12 protein-coding genes are annotated in these 12,516 nt (G+C 45.2%); 8 read left to right on the plus strand and 4 right to left on the minus strand.

Going from position 1 to position 12,516, the window contains the following annotated elements; genetic code table 11:
- The first annotated feature begins 48 nt into the window (after window positions 1-48).
- The 6 genes from AAZR23_RS04545 (at window position 49) to AAZR23_RS04570 (ending at window position 6,101) form a co-directional block, all read left to right on the plus strand.
- The gene (locus tag AAZR23_RS04545) at window positions 49-1,242 is read left to right on the plus strand and encodes a NupC/NupG family nucleoside CNT transporter (RefSeq protein WP_107679069.1); all 1,194 of its coding nucleotides are present in this window, start codon (window positions 49-51) and stop codon (window positions 1,240-1,242) included.
- Between the two features lie 50 nt (window positions 1,243-1,292).
- Complete coding sequence (locus AAZR23_RS04550; RefSeq protein WP_052927905.1) at window positions 1,293-2,225, plus strand: nucleoside hydrolase; 933 nt, start codon at window positions 1,293-1,295, stop codon at window positions 2,223-2,225.
- A 119-nt stretch (window positions 2,226-2,344) separates the two neighbouring features.
- On the plus strand, window positions 2,345-3,013 hold the full coding sequence (locus AAZR23_RS04555; protein WP_046892199.1) for a heavy metal response regulator transcription factor: 669 nt from the start codon (window positions 2,345-2,347) through the stop codon (window positions 3,011-3,013).
- The gene (locus AAZR23_RS04560; RefSeq protein WP_434690803.1) at window positions 3,010-4,386 is read left to right on the plus strand and encodes an ATP-binding protein; all 1,377 of its coding nucleotides are present in this window, start codon (window positions 3,010-3,012) and stop codon (window positions 4,384-4,386) included. The genes AAZR23_RS04555 and AAZR23_RS04560 overlap by 4 nt, the downstream gene beginning before the upstream one ends.
- A 96-nt stretch (window positions 4,387-4,482) precedes the next feature.
- A complete protein-coding gene (msrP, locus tag AAZR23_RS04565) occupies window positions 4,483-5,487 on the plus strand; it encodes a protein-methionine-sulfoxide reductase catalytic subunit MsrP (protein ID WP_434690806.1) in 1,005 nt (334 codons plus the stop codon).
- Window positions 5,487-6,101 (plus strand): sulfite oxidase heme-binding subunit YedZ, encoded by a 615-nt coding sequence (locus AAZR23_RS04570; protein ID WP_434690809.1) that lies wholly within the window; start codon window positions 5,487-5,489, stop codon window positions 6,099-6,101. Before msrP ends, AAZR23_RS04570 begins: the two co-directional genes overlap by 1 nt.
- 27 nt (window positions 6,102-6,128) lie before the next feature.
- On the opposite strand, the gene AAZR23_RS04575 is transcribed toward AAZR23_RS04570, so the two are convergent.
- Window positions 6,129-6,986, minus strand: a complete 858-nt coding sequence (locus tag AAZR23_RS04575; protein ID WP_434690812.1) for a hypothetical protein — start codon at window positions 6,984-6,986, stop codon at window positions 6,129-6,131.
- A gap of 259 nt (window positions 6,987-7,245) precedes the next feature.
- Between AAZR23_RS04575 and AAZR23_RS04580 the strand changes: the two genes are divergently transcribed.
- Entirely contained in the window at window positions 7,246-9,738 is a 2,493-nt protein-coding gene (locus AAZR23_RS04580) for a colicin-like bacteriocin tRNase domain-containing protein (protein ID WP_434690815.1), read from the plus strand.
- Between the two features lie 8 nt (window positions 9,739-9,746).
- Window positions 9,747-10,037: a hypothetical protein gene (locus tag AAZR23_RS04585; protein ID WP_434690818.1), complete on the plus strand. Its 291-nt coding sequence runs from the start codon at window positions 9,747-9,749 to the stop codon at window positions 10,035-10,037.
- A 184-nt stretch (window positions 10,038-10,221) separates the two neighbouring features.
- Here AAZR23_RS04585 and lsrG read toward each other — a convergent pair whose 3' ends face one another.
- The 3 genes from lsrG to lsrB all read right to left on the minus strand — a co-directional run bounded on the left by lsrG (window position 10,222) and on the right by lsrB (window position 12,488).
- Window positions 10,222-10,521, minus strand: coding sequence for a (4S)-4-hydroxy-5-phosphonooxypentane-2,3-dione isomerase (gene lsrG / locus AAZR23_RS04590; RefSeq protein ID WP_004239424.1), 300 nt, complete (start codon window positions 10,519-10,521; stop codon window positions 10,222-10,224).
- A 3-nt stretch (window positions 10,522-10,524) separates the two neighbouring features.
- Window positions 10,525-11,406 carry a 3-hydroxy-5-phosphonooxypentane-2,4-dione thiolase gene (lsrF, locus tag AAZR23_RS04595; RefSeq protein WP_046892194.1) on the minus strand — a complete coding sequence of 294 codons (882 nt, stop codon included), beginning with the start codon at window positions 11,404-11,406 and terminating at the stop codon, window positions 10,525-10,527.
- 65 nt (window positions 11,407-11,471) lie between these two features.
- Complete coding sequence (lsrB, locus tag AAZR23_RS04600) at window positions 11,472-12,488, minus strand: autoinducer 2 ABC transporter substrate-binding protein LsrB (RefSeq protein WP_107679167.1); 1,017 nt, start codon at window positions 12,486-12,488, stop codon at window positions 11,472-11,474.
- Window positions 12,489-12,516: the final 28 nt, after the last annotated feature.

The following is a 12,516-nucleotide window of genomic DNA, read 5'->3' on the forward strand; positions in this document are numbered from 1 at the left end:
TCACATAAATAATCCATACAACTAATATAAAAGATAACCGGGGTTTTTATGAAGTATTTAATTTTCATTATCAGCCTTATCGTAATTTTTATTGCAGCGGCTTCTGTCAGTTTTAAGGCCGGAGATATCAAACGAAAATGTGTTCCGATAATAGTATTGTTATTACTGGAAGGCGCGGTGGCTTATGCACTTCTGCATACCTCTGCCGGACTGGCAATACTTCATACTGCATCGGGTGGTATTGAGTATTTGATTTATCATGCTAACAAGGGGATAGATTTTGTATTCGGTGATATTACGGCTAAAAAACCCATAATATTTGTTATTGCCGCACTGATGCCGCTGGTATTTATTTGTGCTGTTATCGGGATCTTAAAATATTTTGGTATTCTCAGATTAATTATTATCACTATCGGCTATCTTATTAATAAAATAGCGAAAGTCGGCAAGCTTGAGTCCTTTTCCGCTGTCAGTGCTGTTGCGGTAGGTATGATGGCAGTTTATGTATCGATAAAAGAATATATACCCAATCTGACAAAACCGCAGATGTATACCATTGCGGCGTGTTCTTTATCAACAGTCGATATCGCAATATTGGGTGCTTATACACAAATGATATCACCGCAGTTTGTTATTATCGGTGTGTGCCTGAATTTTTTCAGTACATTTGTTATCGTTTCTGTTATTAATCCCGGCGACCCGGTCGATATTCCGGAGAATTTTTCCGGTGTGAACGATGAACGGCACAGCTTTTTTGAGGTGATAACCGAACATATGCAGGATGGTTTTAAACTTATCCTGGCGATAGTTCCTATTATTCTGGGGTTTATTGCGTTAATCAGTTTATTAAATGATGTGTTTTTACACATTGCAGGGATAAGTTTTCAGGGTATCCTCGGTTATATTTTTTCACCGCTTGCTTTTGTGCTGGGAGTGCCGTGGGAGGACAGCATCCGGCTCGGGCAGATTATTGCCACAAAGGTGCTGGCCAATGAATTTGTGGCAATGATTGACTATATAAAAATAGACGATCTCAGCCTGAGAACAGAAACTATTATGTCTGTTTTTCTGATTTCATTTGCGAATTTCGGCTCGGTGGGAATGATTATCGGCTGCGTTTCCGCGATTAGCAAAAAACACGGAAAAATAATAGCGGCAAATACGTTCCGGCTGATTATCGGCTCAACACTGGTCAGTTGCCTGTCAGCGACAATGGCCGGTATTTTTGCAGGACAGAGTTAAGACTGTATTGTCATTAAGTACATCATATGAGTGATCAGAGGAGAGGTTATATGACGAAAATTATTATGGATTGTGATCCGGGTGTGGATGATGCTATTGCGATTCTGCTTGCACTGGCTTCTCCTGAAATTGAGGTTCTGGGGATCACAACAGTGGCCGGTAACGTTGAGCCGGATAAGGTTTATGAAAACGCCCGCAGGATACTCGCACTTGTGTCGCGTCCGGATATACCACTGGCCAAAGGCTGCGGGCGTCCTCTGCTGGCACGGCGGGGAAACAAAACAGCCGTACACGGCAGCGACGGTCTGGCGGGCGTAACATTACCTGAATCCCCTTACCGTTATTCAGAAAAACACGCGGTGGATTTTATTATTGATACCGTGATGTCCAATCCCGGTGAAGTCACACTGTGCCCGACAGCTCCGCTGACCAATATTGCAATGGCAATGCTGAAAGAGCCGGGGCTCAGAGATAATGTGAAAGATATCGTTCTGATGGGAGGCGCAGCATTTCGCCGCGGAAATATCACGCCTGCCGCGGAATTTAATTTCTATGTCGACCCGCATGCGGCACATATCGTTTTTGACAGCGCAGAGCATATTACCATGCTGGGGCTGGATGTGACCCACAAAGCGGATATCCGGGCGGGGTTATGCCGGGAATTAGAGCAGGGTGGCGCTATTGCCGGAATCGCAGCAAAAATGGCGCGCGGATATGCGGAATTTGATCCTTTTCTGCATGATCCCTGTGTGATTGCATATTTAATCCGCCCGGATATTTTTTCAGGGGTCAGCGGGCATGTTGATATTGAATATGAGTCACGCAGGCTCTTTGGCTTCAGCCATGCAATTGTGCCGGATGTGCAGAGCGGTGCTGAAAAGCAGTGCCGTATCGATGAGCCTCATATTAATACCACGATCATCACTGATGTGCAGGCAGATGTGCTGATGTCGCTGATAGCGGAGCGGATTCTGACATTATAAATTAAGATAACGGGTCTGAGGTGCCACGTTCGGGCGTGGCATTGGTCTGCTGTTTTTTTATGTCCGGAATTAAAATACACTGATGCAGGATGTGCCAGACAAAATTCCGGATTATAAAAATGAAAATATTACTGATTGAAGATCATGAAAAGACCGGCAGCTGGGTTAAAAAGGGATTAGAGGAAGCCGGGTTTATTGTTGATATCACTGCGGATGGCAGGGATGGATTGTATCTCGCTCTGGAAAATAATTACCGGCTGGTTATTCTTGATATTATGTTGCCCGGTATGGATGGCTGGGAAGTGCTGAGAATATTGAGAACCTCCAAAATGGTACCGGTTATTTGTCTGACGGCCAGGGATGCGGTTGCTGACCGGGTAAAAGGACTGGAACTGGGAGCGAATGATTATCTGGTTAAACCGTTTTCATTCTCCGAATTACTGGCAAGAGTCCGGAATCAGCTGCGTACCTGTCAGCCTGATTCCAGGATGATTGAAATCGCCGATCTCAGCATTGATCTTACCCGTCATGACGTACAGCGGGCTGGACTGAAAATACCGCTGACACGTCAGGAATATTCTCTGTTACTCTTTTTTGCGCAGCATTCCGGGGAGATCCTGCCCAGAACACTGATTGCCGGTGAGGTGTGGGGAATGGATTTTGAGAGTGATACCAATATTGTCGATGTGGCTGTCCGGCGGCTCAGAAAAAAAATAGATGACGGTCATGATCGTAAATTAATTGAAACTGTCCGTGGTATGGGATACCGCCTGAACGGATCTGAATGATGAAAATACGCTCACTGAGATTTAAAATTGTCTCATTATTTATATTGCTGATGGTGGCAAACGCCGGGTTTGTCACACTGATCCTTTATCACTCTCTGAAAAATGAACTTGCCTCAAAAGATGATGACATCCTGATTAACCGGGCCGATCAACTGGCTAAACTGATTGTCAGTGGTATTGATATTAAATCGTTGCCTGTTTATTTCCGGCGGATGATGGATATGCGGCAGGACGTTATTAAGATAACGGATGCTGATAATCGTGTGACTGTGGATACCAACCCGGAGATCACCCTGAATACCCGGGACAAACTTAATTATCCGGATAATCAGGAAACGCCTTCAATCTCATACCAAAATACCGATGATAACATGCCGGTTTCCGTGATTAATTTTGAGACTGAGGTCCCCGAAGGTAAGTTATATGTCACGCTGGCAAAGCGTTCTGTTGATCGCAGCAGTGTTTTACGCGGATATTTACAGCAAAGTCTGATTGTTTCCGTTATCGCTATCCTCCTGATGGTCGTCTTCAGTATATGGCTTATCCGCCGGGGATTGCAGGATATTACACATCTCAGCCGGATCACTGCAAAAACAGATCTGCACTCTCTGGGACAGACAGTGGATATCAGCCGGTTACCGGATGAACTGAAAAGCCTGGGCGATTCACTGAATATCATGCGCTCACGGCTGAAAAATGATTTTGCCCGGCTGACACAACTTGCGGATGATTTAGCGCATGAATTAAGAACACCCATTAATGCCATTAAAATTCAGAATGAAATCACATTGCAAAAAACACGCACTGAGGATGAGTATGAAGCGATTATCGCCAGTAATACAGAAGAACTGGATAAACTGGCAAAAATAATACAAAACATTCTGTTTATCGCCAGGGCAGAGAATAAAAATATTATTCTGAAGCGGGAGCCTGTCGTTGTTTCTGAGCTGGTTGAGGATATTTATGAATTACTGGCATTTTATGCGGATGAGAAAAATATCCGGTTAATTAATAAAATACCGGATGTGACGGTATCAGCCGACAGGGTCTTGCTGATGCAGATTATGATTAATGTGGTGTCAAACGCGATTAAATACTCATATAACAATACAGAGGTTATTGCTCTTGCGGAAAAAAATCATGGCAGCACCGTCATTTCAGTGATGAATGAAGGTGATGTTATTGAAAACAGTGAACAGGTCTTTACCCGTTTCTGGCGCGGAGATAATGCGAGAACGTCAGAAGGAAGCGGGTTGGGCTTATCGATTGTTCAGGCAATAACAGAACTGCATTCAGGTGAGGTCAGATTTGAACGTACCGGCTTATATAATACGGTAACCTTAATTTTCCCGGATGTTCAGTCCCTTTCATGACAAATTTGTCATCGTCCTGTCAGCTTTAAATTCAGATTATGCGGTATAACAGTTACGGAATGTTATTACTGTGATTGTTGAATACAAGGACTCATCATGAAAAAAATAATACGATCATCTGAGATTACACCGGAATCTGTATTTATGATGAAGCGCAGGAATCTGCTTAAGTTATTAGGTGCCGGTACTGCCGGATTACTGGCCAGCCCGTCAGTCAGCGCCGGTCTGTTATCGTGGTTTTCCGGTGATGATAAGCCCGGCGTACCGGAGACAATCTTAAAAGACCTCAGTTATACAAAACCTGAACAGTATCAGTCCGGCCTGGTATTAACGCCGGAAGATAAAGTGACCGGTTATAATAATTTTTATGAATTCGGCCTGAATAAATCGGACCCGGCTGAAAACGCACATACCCTGAAAACGGATGAATGGACACTGACGATTGAAGGGGAAGTTAACCGGCCTCTGGTATTAAATGCCGATGAGATCCGCCATAAATTTCAGGCCGAAGAGCGTATTTACCGGATGCGCTGTGTGGAAGCATGGTCAATGGTTATTCCGTGGATCGGTTTTCCTCTGAGAGATTTATTATTATCAGCGGAACCGAACAGCAAAGCGAAATATGTTGCTTTTGAGACGGTGTATGCCCCGGAACAAATGCCCGGCCAAAAGAGCCGCTTTACCGGGGGCGGGCTTCAGTATCCGTATATTGAAGGGTTACGCCTGGATGAAGCGCTTCATCCTCTGACGCTGATGGCAACAGGTGTTTACGGAAAAGAACTGCCGAAACAAAATGGTGCGCCTGTCCGGCTGGTGGTGCCGTGGAAATATGGTTTTAAAGGCATAAAATCCATTGTTAAAATCCGCCTGACAGAATCTGTGCCGCCGACCACATGGAATCTTTCAGCACCCCGCGAATATGGTTTTTATGCCAATGTAAACCCGCAGGTTGATCATCCGCGCTGGTCGCAGGCCACAGAACGTTTTATCGGCTCCGGAGGGTTAGGCCGGACAACACGGCAACCGACATTACTGTTTAACGGTTATGCAGAAGACGTGGCGGAATTATATAAAGGGATGGATCTGCGGAGATATTTCTGATGATGAAATTATTCCGTTACCCGGTGGTTAATCTCTTTTTTCATCTGACGGCAGGATTGCCGCTGGTATGGCTTATTTATGCTGTTAATTACGGGGCGCTGGGGGCGGATCCGGCAAAAGATATTCAGCATTTCACCGGTATTACGGCACTTCGTTTAGTGATGATTATCGCAGTGATACCGGCGATCGCTTTTTATTTTAAGATGAACAGTTTATATCAGGTGAGAAAATTACTCGGATTATGGTGTTTTTTCTGGGCAACGCTGCATCTGGCCAGTTATTTTTTTCTTGAAATAGGCGCAGAAAATACGGCACTCTTTTTCAGTGAGATAGTGTCCCGCTTTTATCTTAATCTCGGTGCGGCGGGCTGGTTCATTCTGTGTCTGATGGCGGTGACATCATCTGACCGGATACGCAGGTTATCAGGCCGGTGGTGGAAACGGATCCATAATCTGCTGTATCCATTGCTGTTCATTGTGATTACGCACTATATTCTGGCAGCGAAGACTGATACACCGGAACCGGCCATTTACCTGGTACTGGTTATTCTGGCGTACTGTCACCGCCGGCAGCAGCGAAGTAAAGAACAGGCATTACCCGATAAAATCGGGTAATGCGATTATGTTAATTGTATTCTGCTGTTATTTATTACTGTAATACTCATAAGTGGTACGGAAAGGGACTTCACCGGCAGGTTCGCCGTTAATATGCCGGAGCCAGAGACCGGCGGTACAGTTCTGGTACGTATCCCATTCAGTACACTGAATATCATTACCGGTTACGATTCCGGTGGATTCCGTTCTTTCTGTCCCTTTATCCAGGCCACCTTTCTCATTGTAGGTGAAATTAAAGTCACTGAGAGGAATTGGTGTGGTGTAAATACGGGTCAGCCGGTCTGCTTTATCATAATCAAAATTCAGATTGTAGGATTTGGCGAGAATTTCACTGTTTATCAGAACCGAATGTATATTGCCATCGCGGTATTCCACGGTGCCTTTCTCGGTCATGATGGTACTGTTACCCTCGATAAAATTTTCTGTCCGGTAGCCGGTGATAACCTGTTGTGCATCTTTGGACAGAAAAATCCGGCTGATAGTCGGGCGCGTTTTTTTCTTACCGACATAATCGGCAGAAAAGCGGTATTCCATACTGATCTCATCAGCAGTTTCCGCCCCGGTCACCCGTAAATCAAAGATCATATCGTATTGCATACTTCTGCGGGTGAAATCATAGTGCGTGATCTGCCCGCAGGGTGACAGTGTAATATTGCTGGCAGAAAAAATCTGAGTACCGCTGTCCTGCTGCCCGGCTGTTGTCATCATAGAGGTCGATTTTACCGGGCCGTTCAGATAAGAAAGCCCCATCATTCTCATATGATTAAGCCGGGTCTGTTCAGACATCGGTTTACAGTCCGTCTCTGCCGCATAAGACGGCAGGGCGAAAACAGCGGAAAATAGCGCCAAAGGCAGAACTGAACTGGTTACAGTGAGTTTTTTCATGATATCTCCGGAAAGCCCTGAATCCTGATTGATTTATCATCGATGGTAAGGGACTTATTCCGTTCAGGCAACCAGACAATAAGATAATCGGTGTTATTTATTATAAAACCATTCTCCTGAAATTCAGGAAAAATAACGTTCATCAGAATTAACAGATCCCTGTTTTTTTAACAGAATTACAGCGGATAAATCACTTCGTAAACTCATCAAAACCGACATGTTCAGAAGGAACATAAGGGAATTATAAAAGGAAAACGGAATGATGAGAAAAAAACGAGGCATTGATAAAATAAGTCACACTTACTACGAAAAACAGGATTACCTGAAATTTTCTGAATTTGAACATGATTGGGGGATCAGTCATACACCATATGGTGATATTTATCATTATGACCCCGGCCGGTTCGGTGGCAGAAGAACCGGAAGTGACCCATTCTCTGATGTTCCTCCGATATCGTATCCTCCGGATATTTATCAGTATCCGGGAAATGCTGTTGATTTAGGTGAAATAACAGTAAGTTCAGATCTACCGGATGCAGAATTAATGGGCGTGGATGAACCGGGTACAAACGAGCCTTATTTGAATACGGCACTCGCTGGTTTTGCCGTATTAATGTATCCGCAGCAAAGTATTCTGAAGTTTACACTCGATATCCGTAATATCTCTGCTATTGTCATTCCATTGAGAACGCATTTATTACTGGCACTGGATACAGTGCTTCCGATTGCCGGCAGAATGCTGGGTGTTGCCGGAATATTAATGCCGTCATCAATCGCAAAAGATCCTCCGGTTATATACTATCATGATAATAGCTATGGGGAAGGCGATGATGATCCTTATATTTTGACCACATTACCGGCGACACTTGTTACGGATGCTTCAGCGGAAATTTCCGCAGGGAAAAGGTCTGTACCGGCAGACGTTATTATATCTCTGGCCGCCGGTGAGCGGGACGGAAAGCACACGACAGTAATTACACCGGTAAAAGATAAAATGATTCCGGTGATTAAGGCAGAAAAAACGGATATTCCCGGAGTGTATGGTATCAATATAATTCCTGATATGCCTCCTGTCCTTATCACAGTAATAAATAATACCAAAAATACTATTACCAAACCAGACTGCATTAATCAGGCACCTCTTGCTGAGCATTATATTCCGGCAAATCCTAATATAAAAACACACCATGCCATTATTGATTTTTTTGGTGAGCATGAACCGGTTTATCTGTTCCTGTCACAATTACCATTATTTGAAGAAATTGAATCTGAAAATACCATCCGTCTCTGGCAGGAACAATTTCCGGTTGAAGCGGCACGGATAGCATATCAATCAGCAGAAACTGAACTGAATAACACCACGGAATTACGAAAAAAAGCTATATCAGATCGCAAAAATTACCGGGAAATTGACCTGGGAACTTATATGAAAAAGCTTGCATATTATCGGAGAGCAGCTTCGCATTCCGGATATTTGGAAAGAAAATATGCAGAGCAAATTCAGCAGGATATTGACAGACATTTTGATGTTATCAACCGGCATAAAATCGCAGAACGTAATTTTATACGGGCAGAGATACAAAAGAACAGGGCTGAACGCCATTTGGCAATGATTGTTGCCGGGCCGGACTGGTTGCACCGTATCCGTCATTTTGAAAAGAGACTGATATCACTGACTGAAAACCAGGATACTTTTCTGATTGACGGAAATAAAACCGGGCAACTTCAGATTTCCGTGAAAGGCAGCGGAATTATCCCGCAACAAAATGAAGAGAAGCCTTTATTCCATGATTATCTGACAGGCAAAAAACCGGATAGAAATGATTCAGAAGATGGTGTTGTGGAGTCTCATTCCGCCGTAATAATACAGACGAGCAGTATTGCAGGGCAAATGGCAGTAGTCGTTCCTGCCGGTAATATAAGAATATCGGATGGTTTTGCCGAAAGGGATTATCGCGGTCTATGGATTCGTGAAAAAAATACTGAAAAGTTGGTGGTCGTTTTTGATGTTCGCCGGTATCGTTGCGGGAAAATCCCGGTTATTAATGCAATAAAAGATAGTATTACAGGTGTATATAAAGCATCTCTGCCATCTTCCGAGACCATTCTTATTAACCCGGTTAATCCGCCGATACCGCCCGGATTTCCGGGGGGGATATCTATTCCTGAGCTGATATTTCCTTTCCATACAGGAACATCGGCGGAAATACCGGTAACACCGATGCATACCGGTTTCCCGTTGCCGGATGATATATCCTTTACGGATTTTATTCTGATATTCCCTGATGGCAGCGGGCTGAAACCTGTATATATTATGCTCAGCAGCCCTTATGGTGAAACCAATGCCAAAGGTAAATTCAGCGGACGTAACTACCATACTGAGCGGGCTGGCGGACCGATTGAAGTACTTGACTGGCGGATTGCGGTAATAGACCGTGAGGGAGTAGACAAGGTAAGATTACATATCAGCCGTTTTGGAATTAGTGCTGATAATGACATTATGCTTGAACGGCTGGAATATATTCTTACAGGAACGTTTCCGGCGACTGATACAGATAAGCGGTTTTATACTCATGAAATCCGTGAGCTGGAGCGTTACCGGAATCTGGGCATAAAAGATGGAGTACGACCTGAGAATGGAGGGGAGGTTTGGAATAATACACATACGGCTACATTGGAAGATTATCAATTGAGTTCGGATAAAGCATTACTGTATACAGCAGAGGCGCTATTTTCAACATATGATGATTGAGGTATAAAGTGATTGATTACAATGAAATGGTAAAAAATGAATCGATGGAAGATGTTATCCTGTTTCTGGTTGCCAGGCGTGAAAGAGGTCTTATTTACCCTGCGATAGACGGTTTTTTTTATCTTCATAATGGCCCTCATAAATATGAGGCGTGTAATATTATGATTCTCCGCGAAACGCACCGGCTTCTGAATGAAGAAAAAATAATGTGCGGAGGAGATAAAGGCGGCCATTATATGAAAGGACCGAAATGGATTGAGCCAGATTTTATGTCAGAAGGGAAATATGAGATAGATTAAAAAATACATGCTTGTTATTTTTGAATACAACTGTGAGTACGCTTATTATATTTTATTAATCCGATTTCCGGAGAAGATAAAACAAATAAGATAAGTAACTATCCATAATAATAAAACAATGAATAATCAATACAAAAAAGTGACCGCTGTTATGCGGTCACTTAACGGAATAAAGACGGTACGCTTATTTTACTTCCGGCATCAGACCGATAAATACCGTTTTCTTACGCGGGCCGGTCATCAGGTCTTCCAGCTTTTCCACACACTGTAAATAGTGCGGGGTTTTCTTATGTGCCGCCACGGCCGCATCATCGGCATAGGCTTCATAGATATAAAAGCGGGTTTCCACTTCCGGGTCCTGTAACACATCAAAACGCAGGTTACCGGGCTCTTTTACCGATCCCAGATGGTTTTCACGGAAAACGGCAATAAACTCGTCCACTTTGCCGGGTTTCACATTAATTTCCACTAATGTTACGTTCAAAATTTACCCCTTGTTCTTTTCGCTCAGGAACAGCTGATAAGCCTGTGCGGCACTTTCACCGCCATGCACAACGGCACGGATCGCTTTCATCATGGCAACCGGGTCTTCGGACTGGAAGATATTCCGGCCCATATCCACCCCGGATGCGCCCTGGTCAATGGCACGGAAACACATATCGAGTGCTTCGTTTTCCGGCAGCTTTTTACCGCCCGCAATGACAATCGGTACCGGACAACCGGCAGTGATGCGCTCAAAACCTTCCTCAACAAAATAGGTTTTGATGATATTGGCACCCATTTCGGCAGCAATACGGCTGGCGAGAGAGAAATAACGCTGGTCACGCGCCATATCTTTACCCACCCCGGTTACCGCCATTACCGGCATACCGACACGCATCCCCGCATCCACCATTTTGATGATGTTTTTGATGGACTGGTGCTCATGCTCTGTTCCGATATACACCTGAGCCGCAACCGCGGACACATTCAGACGAACCGCATCATCCATCGCTACCGCAACGGCTTCGTTGGAGAGCTCCGTCAGGATGGAGTTAGCGCCGGATGCCCGCAGAACAACCGGTTTATTGGTTGCGACCGGCACCTGCGCACGCAGTATGCCGCGGGTACACATCAGCACATCAGTGTGTTCAAAGAGCGGGGCGATATTAATATCAATCCGCTCAAGGCCGGTGGTCGGCCCCTGGAAATAGCCGTGGTCAAAGGCCAGCATGACCGTTTTATTGTCCTGCGGATTAAAAATACGGGCCAGACGCGACTGCATACCCCAATCCAGCGAACCGCAGCCTTTGAGGGTATAAAGGGTATTTTTTTGCGGCGTGTTAAGCCCGAAGTCTTTGCCGTCACGGATATCATCTAAATCAGCCATGGAATTCTCCCCTGGTTAAACAGGCGCGGAGGGGGTCCGCGCCACTGGTTAAATCAGCAACTACATCAGAAATCATAGTTGTTAATATTTTCTTTGGTGAAGATAACGCGCTCAGGCAGTACCACAATCCCGTTACCTTTTGCTTCGTAGTCATAACCCTGAACACTGTTCGGGGAGACTTCGACTTCACCCACACCGTCGACGGTGATCTTATCGCCGACATTCAGTTCGCCTTTTTTCATCAGTGCATCAGCCACGGCGACAGAAATTTCGCCTTGTTTGACCACATCCCATAACGCGAACTGGTTAACTGTGCCGCGTTCCACATACGGACGCATCACGTTCGGGGTACTGAACCCGACAACCGCCACATCATTGCGCTTCAGGTTCTCTTTGGCCTGTGCCGCCGCCGGCAGAGCGTTGGCGTCCGGTGCGATAATCACATCCAGATCACTCCAGGCATTGAGAATACCTTCTGCTGTCTGTAAGGATTTGGTGGCATCGTTATAACCGTATTGAGTGGTAACCACTTCCCAGCCCGGATGCTCAGCTTCGATTTTCGCTTTTGCTTCTTTGACCCACTGGTTCTGGTCTGTCACCGTCGGGCTGGAATAGAAGAAGGCCACTTTGGCTTTCTCTTTTTTCACCTGATCCGCGGCCATATCCACCAGAATGCTGCCGAGCTGTTTTGGTGTGCCCTGGTCAATATAAATGGAACGGCACTCCGGGTTGGTATCGGAATCCCAGGTCAGCACTTTCACGCCGCGCTGCATAGCTCGCTTCAGGGACGGGCATAATCCGTCCGGCGAGACAGCGGAGACAATAATCGCGTCATAACCGCGGTTAACAAAGTTGTTGATCAGCTGTACCTGACCGGACACACTCGGCTCGGTCGGGCCGTCATAGGTGACATCGATACCGAGTTTTTTCCCGGCTTCCACAGCACCCTGGCCGCCGCTGGTAAAGAAGCCGACACCGACAAGTTTAGGAATAAAGGCGACTTTTTCTGCTGCATTCGCCCAGGAAACACATGCGAGACTTAATGCAGTGGCGAGCGCCAGTTTTTTCATGATGGGTTTCATGGTTTTCTCCATTTCGTCAAATCTGTGA

Origin of the sequence: Morganella sp. Je.2.23 (assembly GCF_051129855.1) — a bacterium.
Classification (GTDB): domain Bacteria; phylum Pseudomonadota; class Gammaproteobacteria; order Enterobacterales; family Enterobacteriaceae; genus Morganella; species Morganella sibonii.

What these genes read in the sequence shown, in the direction of transcription:
- AAZR23_RS04560 (WP_434690803.1), top strand. Translation starts at nt 3,010, where the DNA reads ATGATGAAAATACGCTCACTGAGATTTAAAATTGTCTCATTATTTATA.
- AAZR23_RS04555 (WP_046892199.1), top strand. Translation starts at nt 2,345, where the DNA reads ATGAAAATATTACTGATTGAAGATCATGAAAAGACCGGCAGCTGGGTT.
- lsrB (WP_107679167.1), bottom strand. Translation starts at nt 12,488, where the DNA reads ATGAAACCCATCATGAAAAAACTGGCGCTCGCCACTGCATTAAGTCTC.
- AAZR23_RS04575 (WP_434690812.1), bottom strand. Translation starts at nt 6,986, where the DNA reads ATGAAAAAACTCACTGTAACCAGTTCAGTTCTGCCTTTGGCGCTATTT.
- AAZR23_RS04570 (WP_434690809.1), top strand. Translation starts at nt 5,487, where the DNA reads ATGATGAAATTATTCCGTTACCCGGTGGTTAATCTCTTTTTTCATCTG.
- AAZR23_RS04545 (WP_107679069.1), top strand. Translation starts at nt 49, where the DNA reads ATGAAGTATTTAATTTTCATTATCAGCCTTATCGTAATTTTTATTGCA.
- AAZR23_RS04580 (WP_434690815.1), top strand. Translation starts at nt 7,246, where the DNA reads ATGATGAGAAAAAAACGAGGCATTGATAAAATAAGTCACACTTACTAC.
- lsrF (WP_046892194.1), bottom strand. Translation starts at nt 11,406, where the DNA reads ATGGCTGATTTAGATGATATCCGTGACGGCAAAGACTTCGGGCTTAAC.
- AAZR23_RS04550 (WP_052927905.1), top strand. Translation starts at nt 1,293, where the DNA reads ATGACGAAAATTATTATGGATTGTGATCCGGGTGTGGATGATGCTATT.
- msrP (WP_434690806.1), top strand. Translation starts at nt 4,483, where the DNA reads ATGAAAAAAATAATACGATCATCTGAGATTACACCGGAATCTGTATTT.